Raw genomic sequence first — 17,402 nt, forward strand, 5'->3', positions numbered from 1 at the left:
AGAATCTAACTCTAGTCTGTGAATATGACAACGGTCACACTTGAACCGCGAGTCGGTACGCGGCTGCGCCTACAAGCGCGGAATGCTGCCGTCGCTCAGCTCGTGCCGTTCAACGAAAAAATCATGTCAACAGTGCGATCGAGCAGTCGATGCACTTCTGCTGCGTCCTGGCGTCCCAAACCGAACAGCACCAACTGGTGAGTCAACACAGCGGTCACGATCGACACGACGTCTGCAGCATCGCCAGCGGGCAGATCGGCGAGTTGCGCGCGATACGAGGTCAGCACCTGATCGGAGAACTCGGCGAAGATCTCGGACACAATCGGATCAGTGGACTGCCGGAGACTGCTTTGCAGCCGAAGAAAAGTCGGAAACTCCTCGAACCGACGGACCGAGTGATGCAGGCGCTCGCGTATCCGCTCGGCGGGCGAGCGCGATACATCAACCGGGTTTCCGTGCTTGATCGGATCCGTCGCAGACCAGTCGCGCAACACCGCCGCGTACAGATGCTCCTTGGACGTGAAGTATCGATACACAGTGCCGAGTGCAACGCCGGAACCCTCTGCAACATCACGGATTTGGATGCGCTCGAACTCGTCGGCGACCAGCAAATCGCTGGCGACATCGATGATGTGTTGGCGCCGCGCCTGTTGACCTTTGGGCAACGACGCGGGATCCAACTGCGCCGGCCTGTCGTTGGGCCCTGCGTCCACGTTTGCATTCCTCCCGTTACACCCGAACACCGTGCGGCGTACTCACACTGCCTGCACTGATGCTACTGGCACGCCGTGTCGTCCCCACCTCTCACCGTGAAACGAGGCAGTCCCCATGTTGAACAACCCTTCGCAGTCGCCCACCTTCGATGCAATTGTCGTGGGCGCCGGATTCGCCGGTCTCTATGCGCAGCACAGCCTTCGAGAGCGCGGCCTGTCCGTGCGAGGGTTCGAAGCCGGAAGTAGCGTCGGCGGAACGTGGTTCTGGAACCGCTACCCCGGCGCGCGCTGCGACGTCGACAGCGCCGACTACTCGTATTCCTTCGACGACGACCTTCAACAGGAGTGGGTGTGGACAGAACGCTTCCCCGCGCAGCCTGAGATCCTCTCCTATCTCGAGCACGTCGCCGATCGGTTCGATCTGCGGGAAGCCATCACGTTCGGAACTCGCGTGACATCTGCTCGTTTCGACGAGACGACGGGATTGTGGACAATCACCACCGACGACGGAAAGACTGTCACCAGTCAGTGGCTGATCATGGCCACCGGCGCACTGTCCTCCGCCCGAATGCCGGACATAGCCGGCCAGCACGATTTCCGCGGCGAGGTCCATCACACCGGGCACTGGCCGTCACACGGTGTCGACTTCACGGGCAAGCGCGTGGGTGTCATCGGCACCGGATCATCCGGAGTACAGGCAATCCCGCTCATCGCCGAGCAGGCCGAACACCTCACCGTCTTTCAGCGAACACCGGGATTCGTTATCCCGGCACGTAACCGGGCACTCGGACCGGACGAGCTCGACGAGATCAAGGCCGACTACCCCACTCGTCGCCAGAATCTGCGCGAATCCCACGGTGGCTGGATTCTCCCGCCGCCCGTCGGACTGGCACTCGAGACCGCTCCCGAGGTCCGCGACAAGGAATACGAGAGCCGCTGGGCCGGCGGCGGAATCGCGTTCCAGAACACCTTCGGCGACATCATGATGAGCGTCGACGCCAACGAGACCGCCGCTGAATTCGTCCGGTCGAAAATCCGCGAAACCGTCGAAAATCCGACTACGGCAGAGGCGCTGTGCCCCAAGGGGTATCCCTTGGGTTCGAAACGACTGTGCATCGGCACCGACTACTACGAGACCTACAACCGAGCCAACGTCACACTGGCGGACCTCCGCGTCTCACCGATCGAGCGAATAGCACCCGAGGGAATCCAGACGTCGGCTGGTCTGCACGAACTCGACATGATCGTCTTTGCCACCGGATTCGACGCCATGACCGGGGCGCTGAACGCCATCGACATCCGCGGGCGAGGTGGCATCCCACTACGCGAGGCCTGGGCGGCTGGGCCACGCACGTATCTCGGCGTCGCGGTTGCCGGCTTCCCCAACATGTTTGCCCTCACCGGACCGGGCAGTCCTTCGGTATTGTCCAACGTCGTGGTCTCGATCGAGCAACACGTCGAGTGGGTCGCGGACTACATCGACCACATGCGCCGCGTCGGCGCGCGTTTCGCCGAAGCGACCACTTCCGCGCAGGAGCAGTGGGTAGACCACGTGACCTCGATTGCCGCGGAAAGTCTCTACATGCAGGCAGATTCGTGGTATCTCGGCGCCAACGTACCCGGTAAGCCGAGAATCTTCATGCCCTATCTCGGTGGGGTCGGAAACTATCGAAACCTCTGCACTCAGATCGCCGCCGACAACTATCGCGGGTTCACCACCACCCCCGAACTGACTCAGCGAAGCGGTACGTTTTCATCGAGGAATCGCTGAGTCATCTCGGCAATCTCGGACGCGTGTGCATGAAACAGGTAGTGGTGGCCGTCCATTATTTCGACCTGTTGAATGGACGAGTTGGTGATTGCCGCGCGGTGGGAAGACTCCCATTCCGGGTCGGCTGTGAGTGACGACGACGCCAGGATCGACATGGCCGGCATCGTCGGAGGGAAAGTGGCGCCCTCGGCGCCGCGCACGTTCTCAGCTTCGTGAGCTGTCTCGGCGAGCATCGTCGAATTCAAGACCCAGGAGTACGAGCGTAAATAGAGTTCTTGCTGCTCCGGGGTGTATTCACCGGCGTCCTCGAGGCTTTCTCGGTAGTCGGCCGCCAGCCCCAGATAATCGGTGTGCATATCCAGGAAGATCAAGTCCCGGACCCCACCCAGTGCCGTAACCGTAGACATCCAGCCCGGCCACTCCGGTAGCCCTTCGGCAAGTTCGGACGTGTAGCGCTCGTCGTCCAACCCCACGACGGCGGCAACCTCGTCAGGATGGTTGGTAGCCCACCACATCGCGTACAGACCGGAAATGGAATGTGGCATGAGAACATAGGGACCGTTCAATCCCAGGGCGCTCAGCGCAGAACGCGTCTCGTCGACGATTGCTTCACTGGTTCGCGGCGCGTCTGTGCCGTCACTGAGCCCCAACCCGAAGTTCTCGACGGTGACCACCGTGTTCGCCTCCGCCAGACGTCGTGCGAGTGGCGCAAAATCGAGGATCGGCTCAGGCGTACCCATACCAGGCATGAGAACAATGGTGCGTGGGCCTGAGCCTTGAACAGCGACGCTCATCCGATGTCCGTCCACATCGACATAGCGGTGCGAAGGTCCGACAAGTTGCTCGATGGCTTGCTTGTCCCGAGGAGTTTGCCACCGATGATCGATGGTCGAAATCGAAACAGCACCAACAACTATCGCAAGTATCGCGACGCAGATCCATCGCACGACGCGAAGGAATCGCCACCGCGGCCTCCGAACCGTCGAAATATCGGTCTGCTCCTCCGAATCCGACTCGACGGCAATCGGATCAGGTCCCCTGGTTTCCCCCATACGACCAACCTATCCGACGCCCCACCCGCATCAGTGTTTGCGACCGGAGTATCGGGGTACATGACCCGCATGATCGATCCTTTTGCGTTGGCGCACAGCATTCCGCTTCCGTCGGATACCGGGCCCGATCCAGTGCCGCCGAACCCTGTGCCTGAACCAATCCCGCCAGCGCCTGGCCCTGTCCCGCCGACACCGCCGCCTGTGCCTCCGACCCCACCGCCGCCCAACCCCTATCCGCCGGACCCGATCCCCCAGATCTCCGACCTGGGGATCTACAGGGCACAGGGCGATCGACAGTCTCAGGCGTAGTCGGCGAGAACCAACCGACAGACATCCTCAACGTTCCGAAGGGCCTCCGGGAAGCCGATACGCCCCGTGGTCCAGAGAATCATCGAATTCAACATCGTGCTGCCGATGGACAGTGAAGCCACCCGGGCAAGCTCGGGTGGCACCCCGTTCATCACGCCGAACAGCGCTGTCCGATTGGCGGCGGCGCGGTCGTCCATCTCGTCTCGGACGTACGGGTCTGCGCAAGTCTGCAGCTCGATCTCGAGGCGAGCGAAATTCGGTCTGCGGTGAAATGCATCCATCTGCCTGGCGTACATCTCGAGGACTCGATTCAGGACCGATTCACTACCGGAACGCGTTGAACGCTCACCGGTAACGCCGGCGTCGAAACGTGCGTTCCACGCAACCATCGACGCTGCCATCAGATGCTGCTTGGCAGGAAAGTAGCGATACAGAGTTCCCAAGGCGACGCCCGCACGCTCGGCAACCTCGCGAATCTGGACGGAGTCCGGGCTCATTTCCGCGAGCATCTCGATTACGGTGTCGGTGAGCGCTTTCCGACGCTCCTGCTGCGACGCCGTCATGTTGTCGGCGTTCATCGGTGCTGCGGCAGCCACCTCAGTCATCGCTCGATCACTCCTTCAGCTTCAAAACCTTGCGGGCGTTCAGATGCAAGAACTTCGGCCACACGTCTGCATTGAACGGTACGTGTGGCATGTCTGCGAAGATACGGTCCAATGTCAACCCGGCCGGAAAGTAACCTGCGTAGATAATCTTGTCGGCACCACGCGAATTGGCGTAGTCGACTATCGACTTGGGGTAGTGCTTCGGCGCAAAAGCCGACGTCGAGTAGTACAAGTTGGGCCACTTGAGCATGAGCTTGACGGCCAGTTCCTCCCACGGTTCACAGCCGTGCCTGGTGACGAACACCAGATCAGGGAAATCGAACATCACCTCGTCGATGAGTTCCACGTGCTGTACCGCGGATTTCAATCGAGGTCCGGCGATACCGGCGCACGCAAAGATCGGAATATCCAGTTCGACGCACTTCGCGTAGATGGGATACATCTGCGCTGCATTGAGAGCCACCTGCGGAAAGGTGCCCGCGGCAAACGAACTCACCGATCTGATGCCGAATTCCTCGTATTCCCGCGTCATCGTCGACAGAGTGCCCATGATGTTGTTGGGGTCCACCGCCGAACCTTGTGGCACAAAACGGTCGGGGAACTGCTGCACTGCACTCCTACCCGACTCGGTCGCCACAGTGACCATGCCGATTTCGATACCGTGCTTGTCCATCTCGTGCAACGTCACCGACACCGGGTCGGCGGTAGACAGATCCTTGGGAACGCCCTTGAACATATACTCGGCCGGGAACTCGAACGACTCGCGACTTTCCCGGTCCTTGGTCTGCTTGGTGATGAAGTCGTACTCGTGCCCACCGGACTCACGAAACCCGATAAGTGTGTCGACGATGGGAATGCCCTCGAATGGCGTCATACCTGTGACTCCTCCACCTTTGATCCACTAGACCCAATGGTCAATAATGAAACTGTGTTCTATTTGATCGATTGTCCTGAGAGTAGAGCCTGGTCGGGCTGAAGTCCAGAGCCGCCATGGATCCACTAAACATCAAGTTATCGGCACTGGTTCGAATACTGGTGCACCATCGGATTCGGGCCTGCCCGTCATATCGCCCGTCAGATAAAATGAAATTGTGTTCTATATCAGCGACCTCAGGGTTGCCTGAGCGGTCCGGTCCGAACAGTCGGCGATGACGGCAGCACCGGGGCCAATCTGATCGAAACGCAATTCCGCGAGAAGGTGATTCGGAGCTAGGGCTCGCGTCGGCGTAGGGAAACGTCGAGAGTGCTCATGATTTGGGCAAGCCTGCTCTTCCCCACAGGTGCGGCCGGGTACCACCCGAGGACGTCGAGCAACACGGATGTAGCGCGATCGCACGTCGACTTTATGGATTGTGCTGCGGCGGCTTCATCTCCGTCTGCATCCAACTCAGCGACTCGAGCGGCACACGCCGCCGCTCGCAAGATGTGGCCGACTTGCGTCGCTCTCGCGATGGGATGCAAGTAGGCGGCGGCAGCGGCGTCCCCGCACGCACGCGCTGCGAGTTGTCCGATCTCGCTTCCGTTTTCCTTTGCAGCCCGGTGGGCATCGAGGGCGGTGACACGCTGCAGGTTGGTTCTCGGATCCCCATCGGCAAAAGCCCATGCAGCGTCGAGTGCCGCTCGCGGACGTCGGTCGTCAGGCGCTTCGGCCTCGAATGCCGACAGCAACTGTTGAGCGCTCTCGGCAGCGAACCGTGCGACCGTGCGCAACTCGTCCATCGTCAATTCGAAATCGCCGCTTGCCTGTGTCATCGCGTCGATTCTCTCAGAATGAATTGCCAGATTTCGGGGTGATCCGAATCTGTTCGGTTGTAGCCTCGACGCTAGGAATCGAGCTTTCGACGTTTCAAGCTACGAACGCCGTCGTCAACCTTGCCCAGATAGTTTCCGCTCGAGCCAAATCATTGATCTCGTGAGCGGATGCTGTCAGCCTGGGCTCATGCCCGTGATGCACTCAGCCGGCGTCCGTGTCGCGGATCGCCCCGGTCAATGCGTGAACTGCACTCACCCCGCTCCCTCCCTGGGACGCGGGTGGATCGAACGCTGCCTCAAACTCACACCACAGCCCGCTCGGTGTGCCGAGATCGTGGCCATGGACTACTACGCTGGGTTGCTCGAATTCTGCCGGTGCCGACATCCATTCCATGGATCATGACCTCGGCCGTCGAAACCATGTGACACACATACCGTTCAAGCGATGCCGACGACTCGCAGCAGCGCGGTCACCGTCGCCGCACCGACGACTATCACCACGAATGGTGCACGACGCCAAATCAGAACGCCTGCCACGACGACGCCGAGCACTCGCGCCCACCCGGCAAAACCGTCGCCGGAGTAGACCGTCTGGGTAGCGGCCAGCGACACCAGAAGTGCCGTGGCACCCAACCCGAGCATGCGCACTGTGTGCGGACTCAGGTGTATCCGATCCCGCAACAGCGGTCCAGAAACACGAAACCCGAAGGTCCCCAGGGCGATCAGACCGATGATCCACCAACTCATCGGCTGCGGCCCGCCGCGATCAAACCGAGCAACCCGGCAATGACGCCGAGACCGGCAGGCAGTACGGGCGTCAGAACCACCGCAATTGCCGCCCCCAGCAACGCAACCCGACGATCGACACGGTCTCGCCACGCGCCGGCTGTGAGCGCCAGCAGAGCGGCCGGAAATGCAGCATCGATCCCCAGCGCGTTGGGATCGCCCAGAAGATTTCCGCCGACCGCGCCTATTGCCGTGCCGATATTCCACGCGAGAAACAGCGTGATCCCAGCGGCGAAGAATGTCTTGCGGGCCCGGGACACATCACCGTGCGACGCAAGTTCCGCTGTGGTGAACGCCGTGGCCTCGTCGGTCATCAGGTGCGCGCCGAAGATGCGTGAGGGCCAACTCCCCCGCAGAACGTCGGCAAGCACCAAGCCGTACGGCAGATGACGTGCGTTGAGAAGCAGCCCACCAAAAACGACGGCGGCGGGGGCTGCACCTGCAACCACCGCCGCCACCACGAGAAACTGAGCTCCGCCCGCATAGACGATGCCCGACAGAGCAATAACCTGCGGCAACGACACCCCCGCCGCTACCGCAACCGCTCCGAACGAAGCACCGACCAATGCCATCGCCAACCCCAACGGGAGTAGAGCCGCAAGGGATTGACGATCAGGCACCGAGTCAGATTACCGCCCTGGAAAAAATCACCAACCGCGCTCGGCGAGACGATGTCCGACGGGCAGGTCGTCGACATTGATGCCGACCATCGCTTCGCCCAGTCCACGGGAGACCTTGGCGAGCACGTCCGGGTCGTCGAAGAACGTCGTGGCCTTGACGATGGCCTCGGCACGCTGCTGCGGGTTGCCGGACTTGAAGATGCCCGAGCCGACAAAAACGCCCTCGGCCCCGAGCTGCATCATCATCGCGGCATCAGCCGGGGTGGCAATGCCACCGGCGGTGAACATGGTGACGGGGAGCTTGCCGGCCTTGGCAACCTCGACGACCAGCTCGTACGGAGCCTGCAGTTCCTTTGCCGCGACGTACAGCTCGTCCTCGCTGAGCGAGGTGAGGCGACGGATCTCGGCGCGGATGGTGCGCATGTGGGTGGTTGCGTTGGAGACGTCTCCGGTGCCGGCTTCACCCTTGGAACGGATCATGGCCGCACCTTCGTTGATGCGACGCAGTGCTTCACCGAGGTTGGTAGCGCCACAGACGAAAGGTGCCGTGAACTTCCACTTGTCGATGTGGTTGGCGTAATCGGCCGGGGTGAGAACTTCGGACTCGTCGATGTAGTCGACGCCGAGGCTCTGCAAGATCTGCGCTTCCACGAAGTGGCCGATGCGGGCCTTCGCCATGACGGGGATGCTGACGGTGGCGATGATGCTGTCGATCATGTCCGGGTCGCTCATCCGCGAGACGCCGCCCTGGGCGCGAATGTCGGCCGGGACACGCTCGAGTGCCATGACGGCAACCGCGCCGGCATCTTCGGCGATCTTGGCCTGCTCGGCGGTGACCACATCCATGATCACACCGCCCTTGAGCATCTCGGCCATACCGCGCTTGACGCGTGCGGTGCCAACGGCAGTGGTGGGGGCGGAATCGGGGGTGCTCACAGCAAACTCCTGCAATAGTGGCGTCATGATCGAACCCCAGAACTGTAGAACGAACCGGCCTTTGATTCCGTAGCCAATTTGCCATTGCTGGCCTTAAATACGATCAGCGGATCGAGCGCACTTCAGGATCTTCGGTGCCGTCAGCGATGGTCGCAGCTTCTGCCAGCAGGTTTGCCAAATCGAGGGGGTACACCGGCTCACCGGCCTTTGTCAGTTCGCGAATGACGTCGGCACTACACCAGCGGAAACCGGAAATCGCGCGTTGTTCCAATTCGGTGTGACCCTTGAACACCGGAGTGAAGCCAGAGGTTCGAGTGGTGAAGAACAACTCCTCCGAGCGGATCAACTCGCCGTCGAACGGGAAAATCGCGACGCGACGCCACAGCGGACCACGGAGGTCTTCCGGCGCGATCGCCAACCCTGTTTCCTCGGCAACCTCACGAACTGCGGCGCCGCGAATCTGTTCACCCCGTTCGATTCCCCCACCGACAGTGAACCAGAACTGCCGGTCCGGGATCTTCGGATCGTGTCCGCGCAGAAGCAGCACGCGGTCCTGTTGATCGAGCAGCACCACCCGCGCCGACGTCCGAGCCGTATCCACGGTAATTCCCTCGGGCACTGCGGCAGCTGTCGTTCGTTCGGTGATCTCGAAATACTGTGGCAGCGGGGCGGTTCCGCCTAAGTGAAGCCAGCGGACCAGTCTGCGGGTTCGCAGCGCGAGGGTGTCACGCACAGCGTCGTTATGGAACCGCCGAGCGATCAGCACCCGGGCCTCCGCGTCAGCCAACTCCGCAACCAGCTGCGGCCGCAACGACGTCGTTCCATATGCGGCGAGAGCATTCGACAGTCTGTTCTCTGCCAGCTCACGGTCCTGCCGATCGGCACGTTCCGCCGCATCCGCCAGCGTCACGAACCGTCGAGCATCCTCGGCACTCATGTCGACCGCCGCAGCTCGAACCACAGCGGCCCTACGCGACAAAGCCGCATCGAGCGCCAGCCACGACTGATCCGAACGGACGTGCAAGCGGTCCAACCGGTTTGCCGTTCCGTACGCCCACAGTCCGATAACCAGAACGACGGCAGCAATGAGCCCGAGGACAAAAATTGTCAGTGCAGAAAAAGTCACGATCCCACCACGTGCACGCCGGTGCCGCCCACAGTCACCGTCTCGTAGACCCGCAGAATCTGTTCAGCCACCACAGGCCAGTCGTATTCGGCAACCACCGCAGTCGCGGTATTGACCAATGCCCGACGACGGTCGGGATCGCCGAGAACCGAATCGATGGCCACGGCCAGCGCGTCGGAATCCCCGATCGGAACCAACAATCCGGCCTGTCCGTCGCGAAGTACCCGGCGGAAGGCGTCGAGCTCGCTGGCCACGACAGCAGTACCGGCTGCCATCGCCTCCACCAGCACGATTCCGAAACTTTCTCCACCGAGGTTGGGCGCGCAATACACGTCGGCGCTGCGCAACGCCGACGCTTTCTCCTCGTCACTGACCTGACCGAGCAGCCGCAGGTGACGGGAGTACTTCCCCGCCTCTTTACGAAGCTTGTCCTCGTCGCCGCGTCCCACCACGATGACCTCGAGATCCGGATGACGCTCGACCAGCGCCGGCAATGCACCCAACAGCACAGCCATCCCCTTGCGCGGTTCGTCGTAGCGACCGAGAAACAGGATGGTTCCACCGTCGCGTGGATAACCGGGCAGAAGTTCCGCCCCGGCAAACGCAGCAACGTCGACGCCGTTCGGGATCTCGACGGCGTCCGATCCCAGAGACTCGACCTGCCACCGACGGGCCAGCTCCGAAACGGCGATGCGACCACTGATCTTTTCGAGATAGGGAGCCAACACGCCTTGGAAAGTGCTCAGTACCAACGACTTCGTGGTCGAGGTATGGAACGTAGCGACGATCGGGCCCTCCGCAATACGCAACGCGAGCATCGACAGACTGGGTGCGTTGGGTTCGTGAATATGCAATACGTCGAAGCCGCCTTCGGCGATGAACTTACGCAGGCGCGCATTCGCGGTGGGGCCGAACGACAACCGCGCAACGGAACCGTTGTACGGAATCGCGACGGCCTTGCCCGCCGACACGACGAACTCCGGCAGCTCGTCGTCATCCGACGACGGCGCCAACACGCTCACCTTGTGCCCGCGCTCGATCAACACCTCGGCCAGATCCACCACATGCGCCTGTACCCCACCAGGTACGTCGAACGAATACGGGCAGATCATGCCGATTTTCATTCACCCTCCATGCGGGCGAGCCGCGATTCGGAAAGGTCGGAACGCCAGAGTGGTTGCAGCATGTGCCAATCTGCCGGGTGCGCCGCGATGTTGATCGCAAACTGATCGGCTAGCGCTTGAGTGGCCGGGCCGATTCCCTCAGACACATCGACCGGTGGATCGATCTTGAATCCCCAACCGTCGTCGGTGAACCAGCAGTGCACCGGCAGCAAGGCCGCTCCGGTATCGATGGCAAGTTTTGCAGGGCCCGCCGGCATACGAGTGGGTTCGCCGAAGAACGTCACCGGCACGCCCTTCTTTGCCAGGTCACGCTCCCCCAACAAACACACGATCTTGTTCTCGTGCAGATGCTTCGACAATTCCACGAACGGCGGATGCTCCCCGCCGCTGAGCGGGTATATCTCGAAACCGAGGCTCTCGCGATACTCCACAAAACGCTCGTACAGCGATTCCGGCTTCAATCGCTCTGCGACCGAGGTCAAACCACCCCACTGCTGAACGCACCACACGCCGGCCATGTCCCAGTTGCCACTGTGCGGCAAGGCCAACACTGCGCCCTTGCCGTCGGCCATTGCCTTCTCGAGGTATTCCTGCCCCTCGACCAGATCGTTGAGCGCCTTGCCCGTGGCAGCCAAATCCATCGAAGGCAACCGGAAGGCCTCGCGCCAGTACCTCGCGTACGAGCGCATCGACTCTTTGACCAGCTGATCCGGAACCTCAGCCGGCGTGACTCCGAGAACTCGGGCCAGGTTCTTCCGCAGTTGTTCGGGACCACCCTTACGCACCGCAAGATCCGCGCCGACATTGAAAAGTTTGACCGCGACGGACTCCGGCAGGCTGCGAACCAGTCGCCAACCCGCGGCGTAACCCAGATCAGTAGCGCGTTCGGCAACACTCACTTGTCGGACTCACCTTCGGTGTCGGATCCAGCCGGTGCGATCGGTAGAAGTTCCCGCGCACCAGGCGAATTCCGCACCGCAAGCACACGCTGGAAAACAGTCACAATACTGCCTGCGGCAAGTACCCACATCGCGATGTGAATCGCCCACGGCAATCCGAGTCCGGTGAGTCCGGCACCGACCAGCACGATGATCAGACGATCAGGGCGCTCGATCCAGCCACCGTCGGCCGTCAGGCCACTCGCCTCTGCTCTGGCCTTCGCGTACGAAATGACCTGGCTGGTGACCAAGCAGATGAGCGTCGCCACCAGGAGCCACTTGTTGTTCTCGTGGTAGACGGCCCACCAAGCCAAACCCGCGAAAATCGCGCCGTCGGCAACTCGATCACACGTGGCGTCGAGAACCGCGCCGTAGCGGGTTCCGCCGCCCCGTGCGCGCGCCATCGCTCCGTCCAGCATGTCGAACATGACAAAGAACCAGATGAAAATAGTTCCCCAGAAAAGATGCCCGGACGGGAACAGCGTCACGGCGCCGGCAATGCTTGCGACCGTACCGATGATCGTGACCGCGTCAGGCGTCAAACCTGTTTTGATCAGAGCCTTACCCATCGGTGCCGTCACCTTGGACACCGATGCGCGTCCGAAGAAGCTCAACACCTCTGGAAACCTCCACGTAGTGAGCCCCGAACCGGGACCCGACGAATCACCTCGGCCCGCTCACTCTTGCCAAGCACGAGCGAGTAATCCCCTGGTCTCGCGCAACAACTGCGGCATTACCTTGACCCCGCCCAATACGGTGATGAAGTTGGCGTCGCCACCCCACCGCGGAACTATGTGCTGATGAAGGTGCTCGGACAGCGAGCCACCGGCAGCGGCGCCGAGGTTGAGACCCACGTTGAAGCCATGCGGATTGGACACACTCTTGATGACCCGCAGCGCGCGCTGCGTGAACGCCATCAACTCGGCGCTTTCCTCCGGCGTCAGGTCTTCGAGCGCCGCGACCTTGCGGTACGGCACCACCATCAGATGACCAGGGTTGTACGGGTAAAGGTTCAGGACCGCGTACACGTGCTCACCGCGGGCGACGATCAGCCCCTCCTCATCCGACATCTTGGGAATGTCGATGAACGGCTCACCCGTTGTGCCCGGGGTGTTGGGTGCCTCGGTGATGTACGACATCCGGTGGGGCGACCAGATCCGCTGAAGATGGTCCGGATCTCCGACACCCTGATCGATCAACGAACCGGGGCCTTCACTACCCGGCGCGCTCATGGCGCCACGCTTGACTGAACCAGTTCTGCACTCGGAGAAGCATTCTCGCGTCGAGCGATCCACTCCGTGATGATCCGAACCGCGTCGTCGGTGGGAATACCGTTGATCTGCGTTCCGTCGCGGAAGCGGAAGCTGACCGCTCCGGCCTCGACGTCCCGCTCACCGGCGAGCAGCATGAACGGAACCTTCTGCGTCGTGTGGTTGCGGATCTTCTTCTGCATCCGGTCGTCGCTGAAATCGACCTCGGCGCGGACGCCTGCCGCCTTGAGCTTCTTGGTGACATCGAAGAGATGATCGACAAAGGCCTCAGCGACCGGGATACCGACAACCTGCACCGGCGCGAGCCACGCCGGGAACGCGCCTGCGTAATGCTCGGTCAGCACACCGAAGAATCGTTCGATCGAGCCGAACAGCGCCCGGTGGATCATGACCGGCCGGGTCTTGACGCCGTCGCTGCCGGTGTATTCGAGGTCGAAACGTTCGGGCAGGTTGAAGTCGAGCTGAATGGTCGACATCTGCCACGTGCGGCCGAGCGCATCCTTGACTTGCACGGAAATCTTGGGGCCGTAGAACGCGGCTCCACCCGGGTCCGGCACCAAGTTCAGGCCTGATGCCTCGCCGACCTCGGCGAGTGTTGCGGTTGCCTCTTCCCAGACATCGTCGCTACCGACGAACTTGTCCGGGTTCTTGGTGGACAGCTCCAGGTAGAAATCGTCGAGACCGTAGTCCTTGAGCAAATTCAGCACGAATTGCAACGTGGTGGTGAGCTCGTCGCGCATCTGCTCGCGGGTGCAGTAGATGTGCGCGTCGTCCTGAGTCATGCCGCGCACGCGCGTCAGACCGTGAATGACGCCCGACTTCTCGTAGCGGTACACAGAGCCGAATTCGAAGAGCCGCAAAGGCAATTCGCGGTACGAGCGGCCACGCGCACGGAAGATCAGGTTGTGCATCGGGCAGTTCATCGGCTTGAGGTAGTAATCCTGGCCCGGCTTGCGCACCGTGCCGTCCTCGTTGAGCTCCGCGTCGACGTGCATCGCGGGGAACATGCCGTCCTTGTACCAGTCGAGGTGACCCGAGACCTCGTACAGGTGGCCCTTAGTGATGTGCGGGGTGTTGACGAACTCGTAGCCGGCCTCGATGTGGCGGCTACGTGAGTAGTTCTCCATCTCGGTGCGGATGATTCCGCCCTTCGGATGGAAGACCGGCAGGCCGGAGCCCAACTCGTCCGGGAAGCTGAAGAGATCGAGCTCGGTACCGAGCTTGCGGTGATCGCGGCGCTCGGCTTCGGCCAGGAGCTCCAGGTATTCGTCTTGCGCCTCGGTGGACTCCCAGGCTGTGCCGTAGACACGCTGCAGATCGGCGTTGTCCTGGTTGCCGCGCCAGTAGGCTGCGGAGCTTCGGGTCAACTTGAAGGCCGGAATGTGCTTCGTGGTCGGGATGTGCGGACCACGGCACAAGTCGGACCAGATGGTGTCGCCGGTACGCGGATCAAGATTGTCGTAGATGGTCAGTTCGTTGCCACCGACCTCCATGATCTCCGGATCATCGATGCCAGACTTGTCGTTGATGAGCTCGAGCTTGAACGGCTCGTCTGCCAATTCGACGCGAGCGTCCTCGATGGAATCGACAACTCGACGCGAGAATCGCTGCGATCCCTTGATGATCTGCTTCATCCGCTTTTCGAGCTTGGTCAGATCCTCCGGAGTGAACGGACGATCGACGGCAAAGTCGTAGTAGAAGCCATCGGTGATCGGCGGGCCGATTCCCAGCTTCGCGTCGGGGAATTCCTTCTGCACTGCCTGCGCCAAGACGTGCGCGGCCGAGTGACGGATAACGCTGCGGCCGTCCTCGGTGGAGGCTGCAACGGGTTCCACCTCGACGTCGACCTCCGGGGTCCACGACAGATCCTTGAGCGTTCCTTCGCTGTCACGAACGACAACAATGACGTCCGGCCCCTTCGTGGGATATCCAGCTTCACGCACCGCAGTCCCGGCGGTCGTCCCCGCGGGCACCCGAAGTGGGGCGGCTGAGTGCTCTGGCGCGGGACTGGTCACGGCGATGTGCTCCTAATGTATTGCGGCTAGTAAATCGTGCATCGCACCCACAGCGAGCACGTGCACGATCATGTTATCTACCCTGCCGACCCGACGAGTCAACCGACTGAAGTTAACAAGCCACTTTCAGCTCAGAGTGGCGACTCGAGCCAGGAGTAGTCGAGCCCAACCCAGGTCCCGATCAGGCCGAAGGTGCCCAGTAGCCACAACGTCGCGATGACGATCACTGTGGTGAACAGAACGCCGATTCCCTTCACAACCAGTGACTGCTTGCCGAACCACGTCATGAAACGGTCGTACCGCGCCTTGGCGAAATGCAGTAGTCGATGAGCCCACGCGAACTCCGACGCCAGGATTCCGAGGCCGGCAAAGACGATGAGCCAACCCGGCCCGGGATAAGGAATGGCAAGAACGCCGGCCGCCAGTACGACGAGCCCGACAAAACCGACAGCGATTCGATACGCAAGATTGAGACTCGGACTGCTGGCGATACGTGCGCGCCACTTAGTCCAGCGGGACTCTGCCTCGTGGATACGAGACTCGGCTTCGCGGAAGAGAGTCAGGTCGGAATCGTCGACGGGAGGGTCGACCTTTTTGGTAGTCAGCTTCCCTCACCTGTTTCCGTAGATAGAGCACGTCTTGCGCCCCAGGCTACCGAAATCTTGGGTGCGCCCGGATTGTCTCGTCTGGTCCGGAAACGACTGAAGGCGTCCCCGATTTCTCGGGAACGCCTTCAGGGTGTACTTGTGGTCCCGGCTGGGATCGAACCAGCGACCTTCCGCGTGTGAAGCGGACGCTCTCCCACTGAGCCACGGGACCTCAAATCTCGTTCGAACGCATGCGCTCGAACGAGTTGGAACATTAACACGCTCGCGCCCTGAATACGAATCACCAGGTTGGCATTCATTCTCCTCGCTGAACGCCCGATTTCACCCATTGCAGAGCCTGACATCCGCGCTCAACCGACCGAAAACATCGCAAATTTGAGCGATCCCACCACCAAAACACCGACTGAGCTGGTGATTTGTATGAATCCGACACCGTCGGCTAATGTTTTCAACGCACCGAGGAGAGCAACCAACTCCCCAAGCAACACGGTGCAATGCGGACGTGGCGCAGCTGGTAGCGCACAACCTTGCCAAGGTTGGGGTCGCGGGTTCGAATCCCGTCGTCCGCTCGAGAGGTGTAACTCAACCTTTTACGGTGGAGTGGCCGAGTGGTGAGGCAACGGCCTGCAAAGCCGTGCACACGGGTTCGATTCCCGTCTCCACCTCGCGCGATTAGCTCAGCGGGAGAGCGCTTCCCTGACACGGAAGAGGTCACTGGTTCAATCCCAGTATCGCGCACCACGTCAGGCCCTCGGGCCTGATGGTCAAGATCCGCTTGCGGGTCTGATAGGTTAGACAAGTACTGAGCGCCGGTAACGGAGTTCAATACACATGCGGACGTGGCGCAGCTGGTAGCGCACAACCTTGCCAAGGTTGGGGTCGCGGGTTCGAATCCCGTCGTCCGCTCCATTTTTATCTCCAGACCCGCGCGATTAGCTCAGCGGGAGAGCGCTTCCCTGACACGGAAGAGGTCACTGGTTCAATCCCAGTATCGCGCACCAAGGAAATATGAAGAAAGCCGGAATCCCTTACGGGGTTCCGGCTTTCTTTCGTTGTACGCGGAATTGTCGATGCATCAGCACATGCTGATCCGGAACCCTGTCAGATTCCGGATCAGCGCGTGCGGATCGTGAAATCGACTCTTCAGTTCGAGAAGCGGTTGGCTGCCGACGTCATCGCGCGCAGTGACGACTCGGTTGCCGACTCGCCGATTCCCATGGCCCAGTTCCGACGACCGTCGCACTCCGTGAAAATGAAGGTTGCCGTGCGGTGACCGATTTCGTACTGGTGGAACGAGAGAATCTCCAGCGCGATTCCTGCGTCGTGCAGCATCGATGTCATCGCAGAAATTGCTCCGGTCGCGGTGGCGGATGCCGTCGCGATGCGCTCCCCGAGACCGAGAGTCGCCTCGTACGCCCAGCGACCGGGGGCAATCTTCTCGCTCGACCATGCACCCAGACGAATCGGACCACTCATTGCCGCATACGTGGATTCGAATTCGTTCCACGACATCTCAGCACATTCGGAACGCAGGCCGGCAGGCAGCGATTTTCCATGCCGCGCGGCAAAAGGATCGCCGGCAAAGGAAGAAGCAGAATCAGAAGCGAAGGCGAAGTTGTAAGTCATTGTCGTGGTCTTCCTGGAATGAAGTGGAGGACCAACTGGTAGCACGACGACCCGCAGCGAGGGGTCGGTCCGATTCAGACCCCGCTACGGCGGTGTACTACGAGAATGCGCTTCATGTGAGTGAGGCTAGGCGGCCAGGTGCCAGAATGC

The 17,402-nt window shown here is 61.2% G+C and carries 17 protein-coding genes and 6 tRNA genes; 6 read left to right on the forward strand and 17 right to left on the reverse strand.

Annotated features, from left to right (window positions below; translation table 11 throughout):
* Positions 1-95: 95 nt before the first annotated feature.
* Positions 96-713 (reverse strand): TetR/AcrR family transcriptional regulator, encoded by a 618-nt coding sequence (locus ACFRFQ_RS18925; RefSeq protein ID WP_378660755.1) that lies wholly within the window; start codon positions 711-713, stop codon positions 96-98.
* A gap of 115 nt (positions 714-828) precedes the next feature.
* Here ACFRFQ_RS18925 and ACFRFQ_RS18930 point away from each other — a divergent pair, with 115 nt between their 5' ends.
* The gene (locus ACFRFQ_RS18930; RefSeq protein ID WP_378660758.1) at positions 829-2,484 is read left to right on the forward strand and encodes a flavin-containing monooxygenase; all 1,656 of its coding nucleotides are present in this window, start codon (positions 829-831) and stop codon (positions 2,482-2,484) included.
* Here ACFRFQ_RS18930 and ACFRFQ_RS18935 read toward each other — a convergent pair.
* From ACFRFQ_RS18935 to ACFRFQ_RS19005, 15 genes are all read right to left on the reverse strand, one after another.
* On the reverse strand, positions 2,448-3,536 hold the full coding sequence (locus ACFRFQ_RS18935; protein ID WP_378660761.1) for an alpha/beta fold hydrolase: 1,089 nt from the start codon (positions 3,534-3,536) through the stop codon (positions 2,448-2,450). The two genes, ACFRFQ_RS18930 and ACFRFQ_RS18935, sit on opposite strands and share 37 nt — an antisense overlap.
* Positions 3,537-3,835: 299 nt before the next feature.
* A complete protein-coding gene (locus ACFRFQ_RS18940; RefSeq protein WP_378660764.1) occupies positions 3,836-4,450 on the reverse strand; it encodes a TetR/AcrR family transcriptional regulator in 615 nt (204 codons plus the stop codon).
* Positions 4,451-4,457: 7 nt separating this feature from the next.
* Positions 4,458-5,324 carry an amidohydrolase family protein gene (locus ACFRFQ_RS18945; RefSeq protein ID WP_378660767.1) on the reverse strand — a complete coding sequence of 289 codons (867 nt, stop codon included), beginning with the start codon at positions 5,322-5,324 and terminating at the stop codon, positions 4,458-4,460.
* A 335-nt stretch (positions 5,325-5,659) separates the two neighbouring features.
* Entirely contained in the window at positions 5,660-6,202 is a 543-nt protein-coding gene (locus ACFRFQ_RS18950) for a putative immunity protein (RefSeq protein WP_378660770.1), read from the reverse strand.
* 438 nt (positions 6,203-6,640) lie between these two features.
* Positions 6,641-6,949: an AzlD domain-containing protein gene (locus tag ACFRFQ_RS18955; RefSeq protein ID WP_378660773.1), complete on the reverse strand. Its 309-nt coding sequence runs from the start codon at positions 6,947-6,949 to the stop codon at positions 6,641-6,643.
* Positions 6,946-7,608: an AzlC family ABC transporter permease gene (locus ACFRFQ_RS18960; RefSeq protein ID WP_260684089.1), complete on the reverse strand. Its 663-nt coding sequence runs from the start codon at positions 7,606-7,608 to the stop codon at positions 6,946-6,948. Before ACFRFQ_RS18960 ends, ACFRFQ_RS18955 begins: the two co-directional genes overlap by 4 nt.
* Positions 7,609-7,635: 27 nt before the next feature.
* Positions 7,636-8,544: a pyridoxal 5'-phosphate synthase lyase subunit PdxS gene (gene pdxS, locus ACFRFQ_RS18965; RefSeq protein WP_317823298.1), complete on the reverse strand. Its 909-nt coding sequence runs from the start codon at positions 8,542-8,544 to the stop codon at positions 7,636-7,638.
* Positions 8,545-8,647: 103 nt separating this feature from the next.
* Positions 8,648-9,670 carry an NUDIX domain-containing protein gene (locus ACFRFQ_RS18970; protein ID WP_378660777.1) on the reverse strand — a complete coding sequence of 341 codons (1,023 nt, stop codon included), beginning with the start codon at positions 9,668-9,670 and terminating at the stop codon, positions 8,648-8,650.
* Positions 9,667-10,794 carry a glycosyltransferase family 4 protein gene (locus ACFRFQ_RS18975; RefSeq protein ID WP_378660779.1) on the reverse strand — a complete coding sequence of 376 codons (1,128 nt, stop codon included), beginning with the start codon at positions 10,792-10,794 and terminating at the stop codon, positions 9,667-9,669. The genes ACFRFQ_RS18970 and ACFRFQ_RS18975 overlap by 4 nt, the downstream gene beginning before the upstream one ends.
* A complete protein-coding gene (locus ACFRFQ_RS18980; protein WP_378660782.1) occupies positions 10,791-11,693 on the reverse strand; it encodes a phosphatidylinositol mannoside acyltransferase in 903 nt (300 codons plus the stop codon). Before ACFRFQ_RS18980 ends, ACFRFQ_RS18975 begins: the two co-directional genes overlap by 4 nt.
* A complete protein-coding gene (pgsA, locus tag ACFRFQ_RS18985; RefSeq protein WP_378660785.1) occupies positions 11,690-12,349 on the reverse strand; it encodes a phosphatidylinositol phosphate synthase in 660 nt (219 codons plus the stop codon). Before pgsA ends, ACFRFQ_RS18980 begins: the two co-directional genes overlap by 4 nt.
* Before the next feature lie 60 nt (positions 12,350-12,409).
* A complete protein-coding gene (locus tag ACFRFQ_RS18990; RefSeq protein ID WP_378660787.1) occupies positions 12,410-12,964 on the reverse strand; it encodes an HIT family protein in 555 nt (184 codons plus the stop codon).
* On the reverse strand, positions 12,961-15,018 hold the full coding sequence (gene thrS / locus ACFRFQ_RS18995; protein WP_138868306.1) for a threonine--tRNA ligase: 2,058 nt from the start codon (positions 15,016-15,018) through the stop codon (positions 12,961-12,963). Before thrS ends, ACFRFQ_RS18990 begins: the two co-directional genes overlap by 4 nt.
* 131 nt (positions 15,019-15,149) lie before the next feature.
* On the reverse strand, positions 15,150-15,551 hold the full coding sequence (locus tag ACFRFQ_RS19000; protein WP_378661572.1) for a TIGR02611 family protein: 402 nt from the start codon (positions 15,549-15,551) through the stop codon (positions 15,150-15,152).
* A gap of 214 nt (positions 15,552-15,765) precedes the next feature.
* A tRNA-Val gene (locus ACFRFQ_RS19005) sits at positions 15,766-15,837 on the reverse strand.
* A gap of 285 nt (positions 15,838-16,122) precedes the next feature.
* Between ACFRFQ_RS19005 and ACFRFQ_RS19010 the strand changes: the two genes are divergently transcribed.
* The 5 genes from ACFRFQ_RS19010 to ACFRFQ_RS19030 all read left to right on the forward strand — a co-directional run bounded on the left by ACFRFQ_RS19010 (position 16,123) and on the right by ACFRFQ_RS19030 (position 16,627).
* A tRNA-Gly gene (locus ACFRFQ_RS19010) sits at positions 16,123-16,195 on the forward strand.
* Positions 16,196-16,220: 25 nt separating this feature from the next.
* A tRNA-Cys gene (locus ACFRFQ_RS19015) sits at positions 16,221-16,291 on the forward strand.
* A 1-nt stretch (position 16,292) separates the two neighbouring features.
* Positions 16,293-16,367: transfer RNA gene (locus ACFRFQ_RS19020), tRNA-Val, on the forward strand.
* A gap of 92 nt (positions 16,368-16,459) precedes the next feature.
* Positions 16,460-16,535: transfer RNA gene (locus tag ACFRFQ_RS19025), tRNA-Gly, on the forward strand.
* Positions 16,536-16,552: 17 nt separating this feature from the next.
* Positions 16,553-16,627 (forward strand) — tRNA-Val (locus ACFRFQ_RS19030).
* 142 nt (positions 16,628-16,769) lie between these two features.
* Here ACFRFQ_RS19030 and ACFRFQ_RS19035 read toward each other — a convergent pair.
* The gene (locus tag ACFRFQ_RS19035; RefSeq protein WP_378660791.1) at positions 16,770-17,252 is read right to left on the reverse strand and encodes a 2-isopropylmalate synthase; all 483 of its coding nucleotides are present in this window, start codon (positions 17,250-17,252) and stop codon (positions 16,770-16,772) included.
* Between the last annotated feature and the right edge of the window lie 150 nt (positions 17,253-17,402).

The organism is Rhodococcus sp. NPDC056743 (assembly GCF_042790355.1).
GTDB lineage: Bacteria > Actinomycetota > Actinomycetes > Mycobacteriales > Mycobacteriaceae > Rhodococcus_F.